The following is a 21,338-nucleotide window of genomic DNA, read 5'->3' as shown; positions in this document are numbered from 1 at the left end:
TTCGTTCTTAATGTTTTTATGTGCATACATAATATTCTGTCAAGCGAGTCTACCATGCAGACAATTTGGGCCAATCATGCGTTGCTGCCGAGTGGATGGGCGCGCAATGTCCTTATCGAATTCGATGCCAATGGGCGTATCCGCACCGTGCAGCAAGATAGCCCGGCGCGTGGGACGCAAGTTCCCTTTCTGGCCCCTGCTCCTGTCAACGTTCATAGCCATGCGTTTCAACGCGCAATGGCTGGCCTGACCGAACAGCGTGGCCCCAACCCCAGCGACAGTTTCTGGACTTGGCGCCAGTTGATGTTCCGATTTTTGGACCGACTTACACCTGATAACATCGAAGCGATCACCGCCTTCGTGCAGATGGAAATGCTTGAGGCTGGTTATGCCACAAATGTCGAATTCCACTATTTGCATCACCAGCCGGGCGGCGTTCCATATGACAATATTGCGGAGATGTCTGAAAGAGTTGCCGCTGCTGCAAGCCAAACCGGCATTGGGCTTTGCCTTCTGCCGGTCCACTATGAGTTTGGTGGGTGTGATGGGCGTAATCTAGCTGCAGGGCAGATCAGATTTCGCAATTCAATCGACCGGTTCATGACACTCCATGCCGCAGCTGGAGTTGCTCTGAAGTCCTTGCCTGACGATGCAAATTTGGGCGTCGCGCCACATTCTCTCAGAGCTGTTGGAATGGCGGATTTGAAAAACTACGAGTACCATTTTTCAACGGGTCCCATCCACATGCATTTGGCGGAACAAACCGCAGAGGTGGAGGAGGTCGAGCACCATTGGCGCGCGCGCCCCGTGACATGGGCCTTGGATAATATGGGGATAGATGAACGGTGGTGCCTGATCCACTGCACGCAAATGACCCCAGATGAGACAATCAATCTGGCCGCGTCAGGCGCTGTAGCTGGCCTATGTCCCATTACCGAAAGCAGCCTTGGCGATGGGATATACGACGGGGTGAGGTGGACGGATCATGGCGGCAGGTTTGCGATCGGGTCCGACAGCAACATCCGCATCTCGCTGAGCGAAGAGCTTCGCACGCTCGATTATTCCCAACGATTGCGCGACGGCACACGTGCAGCCTTGGCTACACCGGATCATTCGACGGGGCGCCGGATGTTTGACAGCATCCTAAAGGGCGGCGCACAGGCCGCCCAGCGGCAAACCGGCCGCCTCGAAGTTGGATATTGGGCAGACATGGTTTCGCTTGATACAACATCAGAACATTTATGGGCTCGGGCAGAAGACGCGATCCTTGATAGCTGGATCTTTGCAGGCGATGATCGACTTGTTTCTGAAGTATGGTCCGCGGGTCGGCACGTAGTTTCAAATGGCATACACATTGCTCGATCTGAAATCGTTGCGGCCTATAAACAGACACTAAACTCCCTGAAAGACGCCCTATGAACGTACCGACTTTTCGCAACTGGCAAAGCGTACAAGACGAAGTCTTGCGCCGTATCCATGCCCGTGAATGGAAGCCGGGCGACTTTATTCCGAACGAAACGGACCTTGCTTTGGAGTTTGGATGCGCGCGAACAACCGTAAACCGCGCGCTGCGCTCACTTGCTGAAAGCGGCCTTCTGGATCGGCGGCGCAAAGCGGGCACTCGTGTCGCAATGCAACCTGTGGCGCGTGCGGTCCTTGAGATCGCAGTGATTAGATCAGAGATTGAGCAGCGCGGGCAAAAATACCGGTATCAGTTGATTGCCCGACAAGAAATGGCACCGCCCGTGGCTGTAAGTGCCGCCATGCGAACCGACACGGCGCATCCACTGCTGCACATTCGCGCCCTGCACGTTGCCGATGACGTGCCCTACGCGTTGGAAGATCGTTGGATCAACACAGCCGTTGTGCCCGCAGCATTGAGTGAGGCCTTTCAGGAGGTCAGCGCCAACGAATGGTTGCTCAAGCACACGCCATATACCCACGGTGAAATCGCGTTTTCAGCAACGGCCGCCACGACGGATGACGGCACCGTCTTGGGGTGTCCAGAACGCAGCCCGCTCTTTACCATAGATCGGCTAACTTGGGATAAAGATGCATCCGTGACAAAGGCACGCATTATGTTCAGCCCCGGACACCAATTACGTACCATCCTGTAGCGCGCAAACCAGTTACGACAGAACCTTCAACACGGCGTCAAAGTGCGGATCTGGCGCACGCAAACTGGACCAGATGAGGCTAATGTCAGCGGTCGCTTGCGGTGTCCGAATAGGAACAGTGACGAGAGGTTTTCCATCGTAACTGACATCGGTAGGGGGGCATGAATAGCTAATCCCGACACCGATCCCATGTGCTGCAAGGGATCGCATCATTTCAAGCGACGCTGCTCTTTGTCGAACGACCGGCGCTAACTGCACACGTTCAAACAGGCTGCGCATATAGCCCTCGGACAGGTGATCATTGAACAAAATGATCGGGTATTGCGCAAGGTCGCCCAACTCCACAGAGGGTTTCTTTGCCAGCGGATGGTCCGTCGACAGAAATGCAACTGGAGAGGCATCTTCAATCTTGCGGCGTTCGAAATTTCCATCAAATCCCAAGTCATAGGAAATCGCCAAGTCCACGCGACCCTCGGCCAAATCACACGCTAGGTCTAAAAACCGACCCTCAGAGCCCTGGACTGTGACATCGGGAAGCTGGGTACTTAACCGCATGAGCGCAGGCGCAAGATACCAGGGAGCGATGTCCTCAAAACAACCCAGCACGAATGCCTGCGACGCCGCTTGCCCCTGTTCCATGTTAACTGCCAATTCCAGCAACTCTCGCGCTGATGCGATAAAACCATGGCCGAAAGGCGTGACTTCAATCGACGCGCCCTTGCCACGAACAAATATCAAATTCTCCAGACGCTGTTCAACCCGGGTGATCGCAACCGACAAAGACGGCTGCGAAATGTTCAGGCGCGCGGCGGCTTGGGTTAGACTCCCCGCATCGGCCACCCCGACGATATATTCATACTGGCGAAGAGTATTATATAGCATGAAGTTACTAATAATATGCTTTCTTATTATTGGAAACTAAAACTTATCCAGCTTATCCTTCAGCCTAAGGAGAATTTAGGCCCATGCACCCACTCATCACTCAGGACCATATTGACACTTTTCAACGCGACGGTGTCGTTCTGGTCAAAGGCTTGTTCCGCGATCATGTCGATCAAATTCGCACAGGGATCGACCGCAACATGCGAGATCCAGGACCATACGCTGCAGAAAACCTGAACGCAGGTGAAGGCGGCCGGTTCTTTGATGATTATTGCAATTGGACGCGCATTTCCGAATTCGAGGATGTCATCCGCACGTCACCTGCGGCCCACGTCGCCGCCGACCTCATGTCGTCTGATAAGGTGCAGGTGTTTCATGATCATATCTTAGTCAAGGAACCCGGTACGGCCAAACCAACGCCCTGGCATCAAGATGGTCCTTACTATTTTGTAGATGGCATTCAAAACGTTAGCTTTTGGTCGCCTATGGACGTTGTGACCGGCGCGTCCCTTAGGTGCGTGGCGGGAAGTCACGCTTGGGAGAAACCCGTACTGCCGACGCGTTGGCTTTCTGAATCCAGCTTTTACCCCAATGATGATGAATATATGGCTGTGCCCGACCCAGAGGCAGAAGGCATGGACGTCAAAGAATGGGAAATGGAGCCGGGGGATGCAGTAGCCTTCAATTACGGAACGCTGCATGGTGCGCGGGGCAACACAACCACGTCGCGCCGTCGCGCATTTTCATTGCGACTGATTGGAGATGACGCTCGCTACGTTGAGCGCGCGGGCCCAACATCGCCCCCGTTTCCCGGTCACAACATGAAACCTGGGCAGGTTCTGCGAGACGATTGGTTTCCGGTTATCTTTCAGCGCTGATACTTAAGACATACTGCAGCCTGAAGGTTCTTCGCGGACGGAAAGTACGGGCCAGACAAGGAAACGCTCCTGATGGCCCGCGGGTCCGTTCAATCCACGGCACGAAAATTCGTGCCGTGACAAAGTTTAGTTAGCCTAGCCCGGTTTGTAGTCAACCAGTCTTTGCCCCTGAAAAGGTGGCACCACTGCCTGTATCACTCCACCGGTGTCCAGTCGGATGTCGGATTATACGACAGCATATCCGCCGCGATTTCCAACGTTTCTTCGCCCAGAATGGCTTCGAGAACCACACCGTTTTCCGATACCATAAAGCTATGGATGCCGGTTGAACCAAACACGGCTGGAACCGCGAGCAGAGCGTGGCCTGACACCATGTTGTCGTTGACAAGATAGCTCATTTCCCCGCCGGGAGCCTCCGCAGATTGTTCGGTAAGAACTCGGAAGTAATAGCCAGAATAGGGATCAGGTTCATGATCTTGTTCCCCGTCGCTGTATCCGTTCACAGACGCGCGGGCAAACAACTCACCCAACGGACTGTCAGGAGTGGCCCAGAACAAGCCATCCGGCAGGTCCGGTGACGACGCAATAATCTGGCGGGCAAACTCCATAACTCCGTCTTTATCATGGTCGGTAAGACGGAAAGCGCCTTGGATATCCACGTAGGCTTCCAAGAGTTCGATCACATCCAATTCATTGACGCCAATTTCGCGGTGCAAAACCTCGTCTCGGCCAGCATCAATATCAAATGCCCAGCTATCACCCGTTTTCGCCAGCGGGATTGGAAACGGCCAGCCCTCCGCGCCAAGTGCAAGCACCAATGAGCCGTCTGCCTGCGGTGCCATGCGGTAGCCTTCGGAGTAGAGCGTCAAAAGCTCCTGCCTGTTGGAGGCATCTTCAGCGGGGTCACCGTCAGAGATAAAGTCTTCGGATTCGGCTCCGAAAACGGTAAGCACTGCCTCTTTGTTGCCAGCCTTCAGAGCATCCATCATAGCATCCAACGCATCTTGAGGTGTTGCGTAAGAAGCCGGTTCTGCCGCGAGCGGCCCCGCTAGAAAAAAGGATAAAGCGGCAATTTTCAGAATTGATTTTCTCATGGCTTATCTCCGCCCTCTACGCTTGTTGCCGGAACTGCGACCACGACCTGATCCCGCCTTAGATCTTCCAGCAGAGGAGTGCCGTTTTGTTGCAGATCTTTGTTTATGAGCCGCTGGCTTCTTATGTGCTGCGCGCTTTTTGGTTGCTGCCGGTTTTCTTGCTGCGGGCTTTTTTGCCGCGGACCGTTTCGCAGCGGATTTTTTGGGTTTAGCTGTTTTTGCAGCCGCCTTCCGGGTTTTATCACGCTTTGCTGCTGGGCGATTCTTCGACCCCAATCCGTCTATTGACGGTTTCGCGTTTGGCCGTGAAATATCCGATGCGCCAGATTTAGCTGACAGCTGGCCGCGCAGATTGTCCGTCTTGGATGCTTTCCTTTTGGTTGGCAGCTTTGACTTACCGTCCGGAGCCCGCTTTTTGGAAATCTTGTTGCGTGCATCCTTTTTCTTGCGATCATTGGGCTTCCAGCTTCCGTCAGCACCACGATCGCCACGGTTTTTGATCTTGGTTTTGTCGATGTCGATCTTGTTACCAATGTTAACATTTCCGTCCACATCGATGTCGATATCTGGGTTCCGGTAGATTGGTCGCCCGCCCCAGCCGCCGCAATTTCTGCAGCCCCAGTAGTTGTTCCAATCATCATCATCATCAAAAATCGCGTCAATCAAAGCAACTGTGCCAAAGACAACAGCCCCGGTTACAAGTGCGTCACTAACACCGTTATTGTTATTGTTGTCCTGCACATAAACAACTTGTGGATCATACTGAGGAACGTAGACGGTTTCTGGGTTGGTTGGCTGAATGATCACCGTCTCTTCTTCGGTGACTTCAACAACCTGCTCTTCGCCACTAATCAAAGCACCCGAATTGATGGCTTGGGTGCGCATCGTTTGAACGGCAACCATGACGTCATCACTTTGGGCGAGCATCGCGTCACCCATGGTCTCCGTCCACTCGATGTGCGTGGCCATGTCTGCGATCACGTCTGGAAACGCTGTTGCCAGCACCTCCACGCTTGGATCGTACTCTTCGGCTTCTATCGCAGCTTTGATTATCTCTGGTTCAGCGTCTTTGTTTTCGGCCAACAACCGATCACTTTTGACGACTTCAATGGGCACAGTCGCAGCGACCAGAATTTGGATCAACAGAGTATCTGGATAAAGAGCAACCGGAGCTACTAGGTTTTCCAGTTCTGTTTGCGTCAGCATCTCTTCGTCGGAAGCTTCAGGCGCGTCTTGTTCTGCTGTGTTTTCGTCGGTCTGTGCCTGAGCAATCGGGGCACCAAACACAATTGCAAAAACCAAAAATAGTCTGATTAAATGCAGCACTGTGATCTCCTTCTGTCATTTTCGTCATAATTGTTACCGTTCATCTCCGAGTGTAAAGGAAAAATCCAAATCTAGATACATCTGCACTCTAATCTTCGGGCAGCAGGCCTGCTCTACACCGCCTTCCAAACGCCAATTTTACTGGGTTGCGTTGCAATTCAGATCGTCTGTACCGCAAGACAGACATCGCGGGTTGCGTCATAAATTTCGGGTTTGATGCCACAGGTAAGTTCCACAATATTGAGTACTGTTTTAACTTTGCCAATTTCTTGCCAGTTAATTGTTGTTAGTTACAAACGAAACAATTATTGTTCCGGCAAAGCAGCCCAAGGACTCGCCATGAACAAGCTTAGCAACCCGCATCAGATGATTCAGGCTCCCTCACTGGCAGGCCCCCACGAAGGCTATATGTCCGGTTTTGGAAATGACTTTGAAACCGAAGCGCTGCCCGGCGCGCTGCCGCAAGGGATGAATTCGCCGCAAAAGGTAAACTATGGTCTATACGGCGAACAGCTGAGCGGCACGGCCTTTACGGCCCCCAGCCACCAGAACGAACGCACGTGGTGTTACCGCATCCGCCCCTCAGTCAAACATTCTCACCGCTATGAGAAAATCGCCCTGCCCTATTGGAAATCCGCGCCTCACATCCCCGAAGATGTGACCAGTCTGGGCCAGTATCGTTGGGACCCGCTGGCACATAGTGCAGAAAAACTAACTTGGCTTACTGGCATGCGCACCATGACCAGCGCCGGCGATGTGAACACGCAAGTTGGCATGGCCAGCCATATCTATTTGGTCACCGACAGCATGGTGGACAGCTACTTTTACTCCGCGGATTCAGAGCTGTTGGTCATTCCCCAAGAGGGCCGTCTGCGGTTTTGTACGGAGTTGGGTATCATCGACCTTGAACCCAAGGAGGTTGCCATCCTGCCACGCGGTTTGGTGTACCGCGTTGAAGTGCTAGATGGGCCTGCGCGCGGGTTTGTTTGCGAAAACTATGGGCAGAAATTTGAACTTCCGGGCCGCGGGCCAATCGGAGCCAACTGCATGGCCAACCCCCGCGATTTCAAAACGCCAGTGGCCGCCTACGAAGACCGGGATGCACCGTCGACTGTGACAATCAAATGGTGCGGTCAGTTCCATGAAACCAAAATCGGTCATTCCCCGCTCGACGTGGTGGCATGGCACGGAAATTATGCACCGTTGAAATACGACCTGCGCACCTATTGCCCTGTCGGCGCGATCTTGTTTGACCACCCCGATCCGTCGATATTCACTGTGCTGACAGCCCCATCCGGACAAGATGGCACCGCAAATATTGACTTTGTTCTATTCCGGGAACGCTGGATGGTGGCCGAAGATACGTTCCGACCGCCGTGGTACCACAAAAATGTCATGTCTGAACTGATGGGCAACATCTACGGCCAGTATGACGCCAAGCCCAAAGGGTTCATTCCAGGCGGCATGTCATTGCACAATATGATGCTGCCACATGGACCGGATCAGAATGCCTTTGAAGGGGCCTCTAACGCGGAACTGACAGCCGAAAAGCTCGATAACACCATGTCTTTCATGATCGAAACGCGCTTCCCGCAGCACCTCACTAAATTCGCTGCGCAAGAAGCACCATTGCAAGACGATTACATCGATTGCTGGGACTCCCTTGAGAAGAAGTTTGACGGGACACCGGGCAAGAAATGAATGTCGAAGCTCCCCAATCTGTTGTTAATGGACTGCAGATCAGCGGCGCTGGATATTGTCGGGCAAGGCCTGCGTATCCGGGCAACTAGCCGAGAAATTTTACACCCTAATTAGATGGGCGCCGGGTGCGCCCTGAATAGACAGGAAAAACCATGACTTTGATAACCTCTTGGGTGGAAAGTGCCAACAGCGCAGACACCGATTTCCCTCTCAACAATTTGCCATATGGGGTGTTCTCGACCGATGCGCTTGAGCCGCGCTGCGGTGTTGCGATTGGGGATATGGTCCTTGATGTGGCCGCGCTTGAGGAGGCTGGCCTGATAACCTTATCCGAAGACGCGGTTTTCGATGTCCCTTATTGGAACGACGTAATGGAGCTGGGCCCCGATGCGTGGGAAGCCCTGCGTGCGCGGCTCGTTTCGATGCTAAGCAATGGGTCCGCTGATCAAGCCGAAGTCACCCCATTTCTGATCGCAATGGACGGTGTGCGGCTGCACATGCCGTTGGTCGTATCCGAATACACCGATTTCTACGCAGGCCGAAATCATGCAACCAACGTCGGGACAATGTTTCGTGGCGCTGAAAACGCCCTGCCGCCAAACTGGCTGCATATCCCTATTGGCTACAACGGCCGCGCCTCGACTGTGGTTGTATCCGGCACCGACATCACCCGCCCTTGGGGCCAGTTAAAAGCACCAGACGCCGAAGTGCCCCGCTTTGCCCCGTGCAGACGGCTCGACATCGAGTTAGAAATAGGCGCGATTGTCGGCACCTCCACGGATATGGGCGACCGCATCACCGTGGGTCAGGCAGATAAGATGATCTTTGGATACGTCTTGCTGAACGACTGGTCTGCGCGCGACATTCAGGCGTGGGAATATCAGCCGCTGGGGCCGTTTCAGGCCAAAGCATTTGCCACCTCGATCAGCCCTTGGATCGTGACGCGCGCGGCTCTTGAGCCGTTTCGCACCTCTACGCCTGAGCGTGAAAAGGACCTTTTGCCTTACCTGCGCGAACCCGGTCCCATGCTCTATGACATCGACCTTAGCGTGATCATGCAACCCGAAGGTGGCAAGCAAGAGGTGATCGCGCGCACCAATTACAATGAGATGTACTATTCCGCAGCCCAACAACTGACCCATCACGCATCTTCGGGATGTGCGATGAATGCCGGTGATCTTCTGGGGTCTGGCACCATTTCAGGCCCCGAGAAATCTCAACGTGGTTCGCTGTTAGAACTGAGCTGGGGTGGCAAAGAACCAATGACACTAAGCAGTGGTGAAACCCGTACATTCATAGAAGACGGCGACACTATGATCCTAACAGGACATGCGAAGGGCGAGGGTTACCGCATCGGCTTTGGGGCCTGCGAGGGCACGATATTGCCTGCGACCCCAGACAATTTTGACGCGTAAGGAGCACAACATGGCCAAGAAATTCGCATCACAGGGCGACATGACCGAAAAGACGATCACCTTTGATGAGATCGGAAAAGACCTTTGGGCGTTTACCGCTGAGGGTGATCCGAACTCAGGCGTTATCATCGGCGATGAAAGCGTCATGATCATCGAGGCACAAGCGACGCCACGTCTGGCCAACAAGGTCATCGAAAAGGTCCGCACAGTTACGGACAAACCAATCAGCCATGTCGTATTGACCCATTATCACGCCGTCCGCGTACTGGGCGCGTCCGCTTATGGCGCGGATCAAATCATCATGGGGGACAAAGCCCGGGCGATGGTCGCTGAGCGCGGACAAGAAGACTGGGACAGCGAATTCCAACGGTTTCCACGCTTGTTCGAAGGCTTTGAATCCATCCCCGGCCTAACATGGCCCACCATGACGTTCAGCGATAGCATGACCGTCTATCTGGGCAACCGCCGGGTTGATCTAAAGCACCTTGGCCGCGCGCACACGGCGGGCGACATCGTGATCCACGTGCCAGACGAGAACGTGATGTTCACAGGTGACATCGTTGAGGACCAATCCGCCTGTTACTGCGGCGATGGCCATTTTGGCGACTGGGGCGGCACACTGGACAACATCGCAAGTTTTGATCTGGACGCCATTGCGCCCGGCCGAGGTGGTGCATTGATCGGTAAGGATGCTGTCGCGCGCGGCCTTAACAGCACGCGTGATTTCGTTGACAGCACCTATGCGCCAGCCGCTCGCGTTGCGGCCCGTGGCGGATCAATGAAAGAAGCATGGGATGCCGTGCGCGCTTCTTGCGATCCTAAGTTCAAGGATTACGCAATCTACGAACATTGCCTGCCCTTCAATGTTGCACGCGCCTATGACGAAGCTCGCGGCATCGATACCCCACGCATCTGGACGGCCGAACGTGACATTGCCATGTGGGAGGCATTTCAGGGATGAACGCCCCGCTGATCGACCGGTATCCGCTGGCATTTCAGCTGTATCCATACCGCAGGCATGCAGACCAAGACGCCACAACACCAAAGCGACACCCGGTTGTGGTTGTGGGCGGTGGGCCAGTCGGTCTTGCATCAGCGCTTGATCTTGGTTTGCGCGGCCAGCCTGTGGTGGTGCTGGACGATCACGAGGGCGTCGGTCTTGGTTCACGCGCCATCTGCTTTGCCAAACGCACGCTTGAAATTTCACACCGGTTGGGTGCGGGAACGCAGATGCTCGACAAGGGCGTTGTCTGGCAGAAGGGTCGCGTTTTCCATGACCGAGAAGAGGTTTTCAATTTTGACCTGTTGCCCGAAGAAGGCCACCGCTTTCCGGCATTTATCAACCTCCAGCAACCGCATTTTGAACGTTTTCTGCACGAGGCAATTGAAAGGGCCAATGCAGATGGGGCCCAGATCGACATTCGTGGAAAGAACCGTGTGGATGCGCTTAAGACAACAAAAACCGGCTCTGTGCTGGACATAATGACCCCCGATGGCAGCTACCAGGTTGAGACCGATTGGCTGATTGCCTGCGACGGGGCACGTTCGCCTCTGCGCGATATGATGGGGTTGGGCTTTGACGGGCGCGTGTTCGAAGATAATTTCCTAATCGCCGACGTTAAGATGACCGCCGATTTTCCAACAGAACGTTGGTTTTGGTTTGAGCCCTGGTTTAAATCAGGATCCTCCGCTCTGCTGCATAAACAGCCCGATGATATTTGGCGGATCGATTTTCAGCTGGGATGGGACATTGATCGCGAAAAAGAAATGAAAGAAGAAAATGTCCGCGCGCGCGTCGATGCAATGCTGGGTGCGGACGTCGAATACGAGCTCGATTGGTGCTCAATCTATACATTTCAGTGCCGAAGAATGGAAAAGTTCCGCCACGACCGTGTACTCTTTGCCGGTGACAGCGCGCATCAGGTCAGCCCGTTTGGCGCGCGCGGTGCAAACTCAGGTGTGCAAGATGCTGACAACCTCGCATGGAAGCTGGATTTGGTTCTCATAGGCACCGCGCCCGAAACACTTCTGGACAGCTACTGCGACGAACGAGTGGCCGCCGCAGAAGAGAACATCCTCAACTCGACCCGCGCAACTGATTTCCTGACGCCCAAGACCGCCGCAAGCAAAACCTTGCGCGATGCGGTGCTGTCACTCGCAACCAAATACGAATTTGCCCAACCGGTGATAAACTCAGGGCGTCTTAGCACCCCAAAATTCTATGACGGTCATGCGCTGAACAGCGAAGACAAATTGAATGGCCCTGACAGGTCCCGCCCCGGCGCGCCCTGCCCTGATGCGCCTTTGGCTGGTGGATTTCTGCTGGACCACCTTGGGGCTGGTTTTTGCGTCCTTGCGATCAACACTGACGCCGGGGACTGCATCGACCTAGACGGTACCTGTTTGAACGTCATCACCATTCGCGGCGATGACCTGAATGACATCATTCGTGATCGGTATTTAGGCGACGCAGACGCAGCGGTCTACCTGATCCGACCTGATCAGTATGTCGCTGCTCGGTGGCCGAAAATCGATGCCGTGGGCATTAAAGATGCCCTGTACCGTGCAATGGGAAAACTTGATTATGCCGCTTAACCTGAAGCCAAACTTCCAAGATGCCGATGGGTTTTACGACAGCCTTGTTCAGGCCCATGATGATCTGGATCCAGCGCAAAGCGAGGCGCTGAATGCGCGGATCATCTTGATGTTGGCAAACCATATTGGCGACACGGAAACGCTAGCGCTGGCCTTGCAATTGGCACGCGAAGACGTGTTGAAATAGTCGATTTTATAATGTGTCGAGCTTGGCATCTTCGCCTTCAAGCAACGTATCAAGAATATCTGACAAGCTCTGCGCCTGTTCTTGCGTCAGCTTAGCCATGAAATGGTCCTCGTTACTGCCCATAAACGGCCAGCAGCTGCGCATCCGGGCCTTTCCCAACTCTGTGACAGTGATTTGGCGACCCCTGCCATCCTCAGCACGCAAAGAGCGTTCCAGCAGGCCCTCAGTTTCCATCGTCTTGAGCAATCGCGAAATAGCTGGACGCGCGACCCCGATGTGATCCGCAAGATCCGATGGCGCTTTGATCCCCTCAAGCGCCACACCGGACAAAACGCACCACTTCAACCGCGTCAGACCGTGCTCAAGAATATCATCCTCAAGGCGCGACTGAATGGTTTTTGCCAGTTTGGTCAGGCGAAAGCCGATGCGGCGCTGTAGCTGATAGTCAGTGGGGAGAGATGTGATGTCTTTGTTCATAAATGAATACCTAACACGCGGCATAATGATGCCGAAACCCGTCTCTTGACATTTAGTGAACAATGTTAACTAAATCGCAATCCAAATATCTCACCCGCTTGTTCCGGGTTTACGAGGCTTCACCATGACAATTCGCTTTTTCTCAGACAAAGACCGGCCCGTTCATATGGGCCCCTATCCCACCGAGCTTTTGGGACGCAGCACAGACGTGCCGGATTTTTCCTACGTTCCGTCCATGCAGCAATTGTCGTTTGATCGCCCGACTGACCCGCGATCCATTGTTAACGCGATGCGCGAACATCAAGCGATGCTGGACGCCATGCGTGGTGGGCCAATCAACAGAGCGATTGCCGGTGCACCTGCGGACCCCACAGTACGCGCCGAGCATCTAAAAGCGTTCGGTTATTTCTGCGACGCCGCCGTTGTGGGCACCTGCTTGCTGCCCGTTGCTGCCTTGCTGGATACGCCATTTCGGAACCCTGATTTGGAACGGTTGGCGAATGATCTGAAGACTCGGCAGACCAAGACACTTGCATCGGGCATCGACAGCATCATGGCCGATCTCAAAGACAGCGTTGAAGCCCCTGCAGTACCAATAGATGCACATAAGCACGCGCTTGTTTTCCTGTATGAGAACCCACGAAATCCGGACGCGAATGAACCAGGTACTGGCTGGATCAAGGATGCCCAAGCTCACCGCGCGGGGCTGCTCGCCTCTGAAACGGCCACGGTTATCGCCAACTATCTGCGCCTTTTGGGGCATGATGCACGCTCCCATACAGCCTCGTCCTCCGACGTGGACCTTGGCCGACTTGCCGTCGCTGCCGGATTGGCGACTGTCGAAGACAACTTGCTGAGCCACCCCTATATCGGGACCCGGTTTGGGCTGGCCGCCGTAACAACAACATTTGAAATATCCCCTGATCAGGCACTTTTGCCTATGTCACAGCAACCACGTTCTGCATTTGGGTTACGATGGAAAACAGGCAACGGGTTCGCTAAAAGTGCCCTGAACGCAGTCCCTTACGCCAAACGCCGGTTTGTCGATGGCGCGCATCCGTTCGAGACGCTGAAGCGGGTTGATGACCCCACTACCTATATTGATGAACCCAATGTCGCGCGTGTCCCAAAACGTGCGGACATGTTCGCGCGGGCGCAATTTGGCGACATGGGCAAGAAAATGCAGGACGGTGCGAAGGGCGGGCATTATGTCCAACAGGCTGCACCATCAATGGCGCAGCGCCGCGCGCTTGGCGCTTTTGTGCTGCTGCAAGACGGTGAGCCTGCACAAGAAAAAATCCAACTTGATCCACGCGAGGCGGCGGATCTGGTCAAAGCGACCTCTTACTACCTCGGCGCTGATGCGGTGGGCATTTCGCGTTGCCCTGACTGGGCTTGGTATTCCCATGATGCGCTCGGCAACGTGATTGATCCGCCTCACGATCAGGCAATCAGCATGATCATTGATCAAGGCTATGAGACAATGGAGGGGTCCTCAGGTGATGATTGGATTGCTGTAGCACAATCCATGCGCGCCTATCTGCGATTTTCGCTTCTAGGCGGCATCATTGCCCGACAGATCAGGGAACTCGGTTACAAGGCAAAGGCCCATTCCGTGATGGATGGCGAAGTGTTGCAGCCGCCTTTGCTGTTGCTGTCGGGTCTGGGCGAAGTCAGCCGAATTGGCGAGGTGATCTTGAACCCCTTTCTTGGCCCGCGCCTTAAATCAGGCGTGGTCACGACGGATTTGCCTATGGAGCACGACAAGCCGATCAATTTCGGCCTCCAGAGCTTTTGTGAAAGCTGCAACAAATGTGCGCGTGAGTGTCCTTCCGGGGCAATCACAGCAGGGCCAAAACTGATGTTCAACGGCTATGAAATTTGGAAATCGGACAGCCAAAAATGTGCCACTTACCGCGTAACCACCCCCGGTGGTGCCATGTGTGGACGCTGCATGAAAACATGCCCTTGGAACCTTGAGGGGTTGCTGAAGGAAAAACCATTCCAATGGGCGGCGATGAATGTGCCCAAGCTGGCACCCGCTTTGGCGCGGTTGGATGACAGCCTCGGCAAAGGGTCCCTGAACCCCGTCAAGAAATGGTGGTGGGACCTTGAGATAGAAGAAGATGGCGGGTACCGCCCAACCAAGCACCCTGTCAACCAACGTGCGCTGCAACGGGATCTGGACCTAAAATACGAAGACCAGACCTTGGCCGTTTACCCAGCCCCGATTGCGCCTCATCCTTACCCCTATCCTTTCCCAATGGACCGCGAGGCAGGCATCGCCGCTTATCAGGCGATGATAACTGCCGAAGAGTACAAAGCCCTGTTGGAGCGTGACGAAAAGGGGCATCTGCACATCTATACCGCAGCCGGGGAAAGCCCCGTCATTCAAGTTACAATTACGAAAGCGGAAGTGACCGCCGCAGGTGTAACGATATACGAATTTGAGCCGGTGGCGGGCGAGGAGTTGCCCGAATGGCAGGCCGGCGCGCATCTTGATATCGTTGTCGCCCCTGAGTTCCTTCGCCAATATTCAATGTCAGGCGATCCAGCGGACCGATCAAAATATCAAGTCGGCGTTCTGCGCGAAGAAGGTGGGCGTGGAGGATCGAAACTGCTGCACCGCATCTTTAGGGAAGGTCGCAAAGTGTTCATCTCGCGGCCGATCAACCACTTTCCGTTAGACGAAGCTGCAACCAAAACGATCCTTATGGGGGGCGGCATTGGCATCACCCCGCTTATTGCGATGGGGTATGAATTGCATGCTGCTGAGCGCGACTTCGTCATGCATTATTCAGGCCGGTCTCGTGAAAATATGGGGTTTTTAAACGAGCTTACTAATGTTCCTTGGGCGAACAGGGTTCAGTTTCATGTCACAGATGAAGGCAATCGTGCTGATATTGATGCGCTATTAGGAGGATATCAGACCGGTTGGCATATCTATACCTGCGGCGCTGGCTCCTACATGGCAGCCGTCATGGAGGCTGCAAATCGCGCCGGCTACCCAGAAGAGGCACAACATCTGGAGTATTTCTCGGTCCCAGAACAGCCCGAGTACGAAAACCATGATTTCACCCTAAAGCTTGCCAAGTCAGGTCAGGAATTCCTGATCCCAGCGGACCGCACTGCGACAGATGTACTGGCCGAGAACGGGGTGCAGATTGATGTTAAGTGCTCCGATGGAATATGCGGTGTTTGCAAATGCGGGCTGGTTTCAGGTGCCGTAGAACACCGCGATTTTGTGCTCTCCAATGTACAGCGCAAAGACGCCCTGATTCTGTGCCAAAGTCGGGCTGCTGAAAAGAACGGTGTGATTGAAATCGATCTTTAAGAGTTGGCTCCAGACCCGCATTGCAGGTGGAAAGGCGTTCCCAAGGTTAGGGAGTTGGGACCTAGTTTACCTTTCACCCGCGGTTAGCGGATTGATCCTTGAGGGATCGTATGGCGCAGAACTGTGCGCCCCTAGTTTCTTACGCGCTTTCAATAAGGCGCTGTTTGCAGCGGCCCATTGGTCGGATTGATCGTCTTTATCAACACCGTAAATACGCGCGCCAACACCCGAAATTGCAGCGGACAAAGATGCGTTTTCTCGAGGATCATATCCAACGCACCGCGAGGCCCAAATATCCAGCCGGCTAAGGAATTCACCAAGGTCGCGTTTGCTCAAAGCTACTTTTGCCTGCTTGAAAGCCCATTTTTCAGACAAGAGATACGCCTTTTTTTGACCAATAATGTACCGCTGTGCCAACGGTCGAACCCATTTGAGCACCGCCCACAAGACAAGCAAAGCGACCGCCAAACCCAACAGTACAACCGGTGCCCATTCCCGCAGGCCAGACCACATTTGCGACGGTTTCGCTGGGGCATCTACACTCAAGCTAAAGCCAGGCACGGTTGCTGTTTCAACCTCGCCTGTCTCCAAATTGAACCATTGAATATCGAGGGCTGGAACCTCTCCCGAACCGCCGTTCTGGGCTATGAATGTTACCTCTTCGGTTCGTGATCCGGAGAGTATGCTATCTTGAACCTCCTCGCTCACAATGGGTTCTGCCGGATACGTTGCCATCCCTGGAATGTCATGGATAGGCAGCAGTTTTGGCAGGAACATCGGGGACGCGCCTGTAATCGTGCCCGTTATGGTTCGCGTGAAACTGTCGCCAGGTTTTAACACGCCCGGCTCTTGCGACAGCTCTTGCGTCAACGTCAAACTTGTGGCGGCAATGAACGGATCAATATGTTCACTGCCCTCAGGAAACTGCGCCGAAAACTCAAGTGGGTCTGTCTTAAAAGTGCTGTCGTTGGGGGCCGCCGCGCCGGGATTTGCCCATAGAATACGTAGATCTTGTGCTGCGATTTGAACGGGCCCGGGAACCATTGGATACAAATGATACAACCTCGAGACGCCAGACCATGTTTCGCCCTCTATGGATTTACTGATCGGAGTCGTAGCGTTCTCAAACACCCGAACCATCAGGTTTGGGGCCTCAAAGGTGGGAAAATTCACCGGCGTGGACAGCCATGTGGGAACAAGAACCGTTACGCGCAGCTTCACAGGCTGACTTGGAATTGTCTCAGTTTGCTCAAGTGCCACTTCGACCAAGGGCTCGGCCGTTTCTTGGGCTGTGGCTCTTGCAGCCAAGATACTCAATGCGAGGCTCAAGGTCAGAATGATGGAAAATATCTGCCTCATTGTTCTTTGCTCGTCTCAAGCAGGAACCGCAATCGCAGGAAGTCGCTGGTGCGGGTATCCACGGTATTCATCCACTGTTCAGTGGTTAAAACGCCGATGCTCTCTTCCGTTGGCGCCACTAACTCGGTTCCAACGCCGCGGTCACTTTCGTTGTCAAAAACAACCTCATCCGCCCCGATACCGCTGTCTTCTCCCGTGTCTGATTGCTCTCTCGTTTTTTCAACGTACTCAACAATCTCACGAGCAACTTCGAGATTTTCGGCAGCACCCGGAAAGGAGGGATCACGCTCAACGACAGCCTCAAAAGAGCGCACACCGTCGCGGTAATTTCGGTTCCTAATAAAGGCCAACGCACGAATAAATTCAGCCTCTGCGGTATCAACGCGGCCAAGCACTTCCGCAGCCTTTTCATAGCTTCCATTTTTGAAAAGCGCATAACCTTGCCAAAGCGGGTCGATGAATAATTCTGAAGCCCGATCAAAGTCTTTACGATCATATGCCAGACGGCCCTGCTGATCAGGGGTCAGGAAATAGTCCTTTAACCCGTCCGCCCGCAAAGGCATTGGCGCACCCACACAAATGAACACGGCAAGTGCCAGACCCCATTGCATTGTCCAGCCACGTCGAAACCACAGGAGCGTTAGAAACGCAGCGGGCCAAGCAAACCACCACGCCCGGTCATTCCATTGCTGACTTTCGTCTTCAAGCATTGCTCTGCGGAAGGCGGTATTCAGGCTCCGGTCAATTTGTCGAACATCGTTCCCTTCCGGGGTGGCATAAACAACTGGCGCATCACTAATTTGGTCCAATCCTTGATCCCTGGTGCCCTCTGGCAGCATCGCAAGGAAGGCAACGCTGGTTCCCTCTACTTGCGACAAACTGGGTAAATCGGAAGTTTCAAATCCATCGAGAACAAATAGAACGCCGCCCGGTGCCTCTTGTGCTGCCAGAATATCAGTCGCGATTTCAAGCGCCGCTGTTGCGTTTGATCCGTCCTCTGGCATGATTTCGGGCGAAAGACCTTCAAGATATGGCAGCATAACCTGCGCATCTTCTGTCAAAGGCACGACGCGGTGGGCCGTTCCGCTATACGCCACCAAGGCGGTCCTCGCTCCCGCGCGTAGCTCCAACAAATCGCGTATCTTTTGTTTGGCACGTTCAAGGCGCGACGGCATAATATCTGTCGCTTCCATCGACGTGCTTACTTCCAAAACAATCACGACAGGTGCGGTTTGGGCCAAAAAGGGATCAGGCACGCGAGACCATGTTGGTCCAGATGCGCCAAGAATGGTCACCACCAGAATTGCAGCCACCCCATCAATGGGCTGAAGTCGCCGAGCTGATTTTGCGCCCAACAACATGGCGTCGCGAAGATGAGGTGCCAGGCCATCATTGGCAAACGGTTCAACGTTGGCACGCCGGCGAATGCTCCACCAGATCACCCCGACCACGGGTAGCAAAATCAACCAAAGTGGCCGGATCAAGTGGAAGGCTTCAATGAACAAAGACAAGTCGGTCATGCCGGTGTCCTATTTCGCTGACGCAGATGAAGAAAAGTTACGGCAAGCAAGCCAAGGATGGCTGCCAACCCAAGCGGCCAAAAAGCCAACGACTGACGAGGACGATAGGAAAGCGTCTCGACGTCACGCGGAGTGAGTTCGTCAATCCGTTTGTATACTTCGTTCAACGCCGACAGATCACCGGCAAAGAAATACGACCCGTCTGTTCGTTTGGCTATTTCTTTCAGTGTCTCGACGTCGACCCGGTTTTCACCCGAACCCTCAGGATCACCGACAGCAATCGTATAGATCTCAACCCCTTTGGTTTTTGCAATTTCGGCTGCGTTGATGGGGCTCATCTGGCTGGCAGTATCCGCGCCATCCGACAGCAAGATCAGCAGTCGCTGTTCTATATCGCTTGCTTCAAAGGTGTGAATGGAGAGGCCCAATGCGTCTCCCAACGCCGTATGCGGCCCCGCCATCCCAACTTCAGTGGTCTCCAAAAGTTCGACGATGGTGGTGAGATCTTCGGTTAATGGTGACTGAAGGTAGGCTTGGCTTCCAAACACGATGAGCGCCATTCTATCGCCTTCGCGTGCTTCAACAAATGAGCTGACCACGTTGCGGACAGCCGCGAAGCGCTGAATGCGGGATCCGTCCTCCGCGAAAAAATCAGCTTCATCCATGGAACCGGAAATATCGATAGCCAGAACCACATCGCGGGCAGATTTTGTAATCTCTATCGGTGCGCCGATGCGTTCTGGCGCGGCCAACCCTATGACCAGCAAACACCAGATGATCACTGCAGTAATTATCTGAAACCTAGAGCGGACAAGCACAACGGATCCCGCCCGGGGCTTGATGTCAGTCGCGTCTACAATTTGGCGGAAAAACGGAAACCGGACCGCAGGAGCGGTTTCGCGATAAGGAGGCGCAAATCGCCAAATGAGCCAAGGAAGTGGCAGAGCAACCAGAGCCCATGGGAGTGCGAGCGAGATCATGAAATTGGACCCCGTTGATGTTTCAATATCCAGTGGCGTGCGGCCGAAATCAGCTCATCAGACACCGGGATTGTCAGGTCATAAGGTGCGCGGGTAATCTGCTTTGCCAAGTCCCCTTTGAAAGGCTGCCCTTCACATGTCCTTTCCAAGAATGCCGCCCAATCATCCCCATAAAGCCCAGCAACGTCTTCACGGGGAAAGGTAGCAAGCGCGGCCTTTCGAATGACCCGTGCAAGCATACCGGCATCATCCGCGGCAAATGGCAATGCAGCGATAGCATCGCGCCGGTATGCATTGGCCCTATGACGTTTCACCAAGAACCTGATCAACCCCAAGATAATCAGGCCCAAAAACAAAGCTAAAAAATACCATCCGCCGGTTTCGGGAACCAACGATATTGGCAGGGGTTCCGACGGAAGAACCAACTTATCCAACAAATCAATCAGATTCTCAGTTTGTATGTTTTCGGGCTCACTGCTCATCGGGGCCTAAGCCCCATAAGTCTTCGCATCTGGGTCAGGCTATCCTCTGCCGACGATAATGGGAGAACTGGCACGCCTGTTTTTCGCTGCCAATCCAGAATTTCGACAAGCCGATCGCTCGCCATTTCGGACAATTTCTGATGAGTCTTCTGATCACCCATGTCGATTGCGACCTGAAGGCTACCGTCTGACACTACCAGACTTGCACCTTTGGGAAGGTCCTTGGCGTACGGGTCCGTCACAAGACCAAGGACGACATCATTGTGCTTTGACAAGCCCGAGACGATCTTGCGGGTTTTGCCATCAATCTTGCTGAAATCGCTTAATATGATGAGGAGATGATTTCTTGGCGCGATGCGGGCAACCGCATGCAACACTTGATTAATCGAAACTGGATCGACGTTTGGCGCATCAGCCTGCAACAGGTTATTTGCGTCCGCGAGAGCTGTCAAAAAGCGGTTCAGAGCGCCGCGGCTGCGCTGGGGGCGGACTTCGGCGATGATATTATCACCAAAAACAATCCCTCCCACCCGGTCACCTTGATCAAGGATACGGAACGCCGCAAGTGCCGCACATTCCGCCGCAGTTACGGATTTCATGTTGAGCTTTGAGCCAAAGAACATGGACATACGCTGGTCCACGACGATCAGGACTGGTCGATCACGCTCTTCGGTGAATACGCGGACATAGGGCTTGCCAGTTCTTGCTGTGACTTTCCAGTCGATGGACCGCACATCGTCTGATGGCAAATAGTCGCGCAACTCTTCAAAGTTCAACCCACGCCCTCGAAGCCGGGATGCATGACGTCCATTCAACGCACTTCGGGCCGGTTGACGGGGCAAGAAAGTGAGCGATTTTGCTTTGCTCTCAAGCGAAAGCAGGTGTTCAAAGTCAATGTGGCACCGCGTGTCCTTGCGGACCTTTGCACCCGCTGATGCTGGCCATACCCCTGTCCGTATCCGTGCGGCCTTATCCTGCATGGTACTTTCCT

The 21,338-nt window shown here is 54.0% G+C and carries 18 protein-coding genes; 9 read left to right on the top strand and 9 right to left on the bottom strand.

Annotated elements, in window-relative coordinates; genetic code table 11:
• Positions 1-54 precede the first annotated feature (54 nt).
• Together C1J03_RS01085 and C1J03_RS01080 are read left to right on the top strand one after the other, a co-directional pair.
• Positions 55-1,419, top strand: coding sequence for a formimidoylglutamate deiminase (locus C1J03_RS01085; RefSeq protein ID WP_114882849.1), 1,365 nt, complete (start codon positions 55-57; stop codon positions 1,417-1,419).
• On the top strand, positions 1,416-2,117 hold the full coding sequence (locus tag C1J03_RS01080; protein ID WP_114882847.1) for a GntR family transcriptional regulator: 702 nt from the start codon (positions 1,416-1,418) through the stop codon (positions 2,115-2,117). Before C1J03_RS01085 ends, C1J03_RS01080 begins: the two co-directional genes overlap by 4 nt.
• A gap of 12 nt (positions 2,118-2,129) precedes the next feature.
• Here C1J03_RS01080 and C1J03_RS01075 read toward each other — a convergent pair whose 3' ends face one another.
• Positions 2,130-2,999, bottom strand: coding sequence for a LysR family transcriptional regulator (locus C1J03_RS01075; protein ID WP_114882845.1), 870 nt, complete (start codon positions 2,997-2,999; stop codon positions 2,130-2,132).
• An 83-nt stretch (positions 3,000-3,082) separates the two neighbouring features.
• On the opposite strand from C1J03_RS01075, the gene C1J03_RS01070 reads away from it, so the two are divergent.
• Positions 3,083-3,877: a phytanoyl-CoA dioxygenase family protein gene (locus C1J03_RS01070; RefSeq protein WP_114882843.1), complete on the top strand. Its 795-nt coding sequence runs from the start codon at positions 3,083-3,085 to the stop codon at positions 3,875-3,877.
• Between the two features lie 194 nt (positions 3,878-4,071).
• Here the strand turns inward: C1J03_RS01070 and C1J03_RS01065 are convergent, their stop codons facing one another.
• Together C1J03_RS01065 and C1J03_RS01060 are read right to left on the bottom strand one after the other, a co-directional pair.
• Positions 4,072-4,971, bottom strand: coding sequence for a DUF2950 family protein (locus tag C1J03_RS01065; RefSeq protein ID WP_114882841.1), 900 nt, complete (start codon positions 4,969-4,971; stop codon positions 4,072-4,074).
• 3 nt (positions 4,972-4,974) lie between these two features.
• The gene (locus C1J03_RS01060; RefSeq protein ID WP_114882839.1) at positions 4,975-6,297 is read right to left on the bottom strand and encodes a DUF3300 domain-containing protein; all 1,323 of its coding nucleotides are present in this window, start codon (positions 6,295-6,297) and stop codon (positions 4,975-4,977) included.
• A gap of 339 nt (positions 6,298-6,636) precedes the next feature.
• Between C1J03_RS01060 and hmgA the strand changes: the two genes are divergently transcribed.
• From hmgA to C1J03_RS01035, 5 genes are all read left to right on the top strand, one after another.
• Positions 6,637-7,998, top strand: a complete 1,362-nt coding sequence (gene hmgA, locus C1J03_RS01055; RefSeq protein ID WP_114882837.1) for a homogentisate 1,2-dioxygenase — start codon at positions 6,637-6,639, stop codon at positions 7,996-7,998.
• A 152-nt stretch (positions 7,999-8,150) separates the two neighbouring features.
• Positions 8,151-9,413, top strand: coding sequence for a fumarylacetoacetase (gene fahA / locus C1J03_RS01050; protein ID WP_114882835.1), 1,263 nt, complete (start codon positions 8,151-8,153; stop codon positions 9,411-9,413).
• A gap of 10 nt (positions 9,414-9,423) precedes the next feature.
• A complete protein-coding gene (locus tag C1J03_RS01045) occupies positions 9,424-10,374 on the top strand; it encodes an MBL fold metallo-hydrolase (RefSeq protein WP_114882833.1) in 951 nt (316 codons plus the stop codon).
• Entirely contained in the window at positions 10,371-12,008 is a 1,638-nt protein-coding gene (locus C1J03_RS01040; protein WP_174234428.1) for an FAD-dependent oxidoreductase, read from the top strand. Before C1J03_RS01045 ends, C1J03_RS01040 begins: the two co-directional genes overlap by 4 nt.
• The gene (locus C1J03_RS01035) at positions 11,998-12,195 is read left to right on the top strand and encodes a DUF2783 domain-containing protein (protein WP_114882831.1); all 198 of its coding nucleotides are present in this window, start codon (positions 11,998-12,000) and stop codon (positions 12,193-12,195) included. Before C1J03_RS01040 ends, C1J03_RS01035 begins: the two co-directional genes overlap by 11 nt.
• Positions 12,196-12,201: 6 nt before the next feature.
• On the opposite strand, the gene C1J03_RS01030 is transcribed toward C1J03_RS01035, so the two are convergent.
• Positions 12,202-12,672 (bottom strand): MarR family winged helix-turn-helix transcriptional regulator, encoded by a 471-nt coding sequence (locus C1J03_RS01030; RefSeq protein WP_162798423.1) that lies wholly within the window; start codon positions 12,670-12,672, stop codon positions 12,202-12,204.
• 124 nt (positions 12,673-12,796) lie between these two features.
• Here C1J03_RS01030 and C1J03_RS01025 point away from each other — a divergent pair, with 124 nt between their 5' ends.
• Entirely contained in the window at positions 12,797-16,006 is a 3,210-nt protein-coding gene (locus tag C1J03_RS01025) for a 2Fe-2S iron-sulfur cluster-binding protein (protein ID WP_114882828.1), read from the top strand.
• Between the two features lie 66 nt (positions 16,007-16,072).
• Here the strand turns inward: C1J03_RS01025 and C1J03_RS01020 are convergent, their stop codons facing one another.
• The 5 genes from C1J03_RS01020 to C1J03_RS01000 are packed head-to-tail and all read right to left on the bottom strand — an operon-like array spanning position 16,073 to position 21,327.
• On the bottom strand, positions 16,073-17,365 hold the full coding sequence (locus C1J03_RS01020; protein WP_114882826.1) for a BatD family protein: 1,293 nt from the start codon (positions 17,363-17,365) through the stop codon (positions 16,073-16,075).
• Positions 17,362-18,885, bottom strand: coding sequence for a VWA domain-containing protein (locus C1J03_RS01015; protein ID WP_114882824.1), 1,524 nt, complete (start codon positions 18,883-18,885; stop codon positions 17,362-17,364). Before C1J03_RS01015 ends, C1J03_RS01020 begins: the two co-directional genes overlap by 4 nt.
• Positions 18,882-19,865: a VWA domain-containing protein gene (locus C1J03_RS01010; RefSeq protein ID WP_114882822.1), complete on the bottom strand. Its 984-nt coding sequence runs from the start codon at positions 19,863-19,865 to the stop codon at positions 18,882-18,884. Before C1J03_RS01010 ends, C1J03_RS01015 begins: the two co-directional genes overlap by 4 nt.
• Positions 19,862-20,347, bottom strand: a complete 486-nt coding sequence (locus C1J03_RS01005; RefSeq protein ID WP_114882821.1) for a DUF4381 domain-containing protein — start codon at positions 20,345-20,347, stop codon at positions 19,862-19,864. Before C1J03_RS01005 ends, C1J03_RS01010 begins: the two co-directional genes overlap by 4 nt.
• The gene (locus tag C1J03_RS01000; protein WP_114882818.1) at positions 20,344-21,327 is read right to left on the bottom strand and encodes a DUF58 domain-containing protein; all 984 of its coding nucleotides are present in this window, start codon (positions 21,325-21,327) and stop codon (positions 20,344-20,346) included. The genes C1J03_RS01005 and C1J03_RS01000 overlap by 4 nt, the downstream gene beginning before the upstream one ends.
• Positions 21,328-21,338 lie beyond the last annotated feature (11 nt).

The organism is Sulfitobacter sp. SK012 (assembly GCF_003352085.1).
Taxonomy (GTDB): Bacteria; Pseudomonadota; Alphaproteobacteria; order Rhodobacterales; family Rhodobacteraceae; genus Sulfitobacter.
Note: the sequence above shows the minus strand (reverse complement) of the source record. Positions and strands in the feature narration are given on the sequence as shown.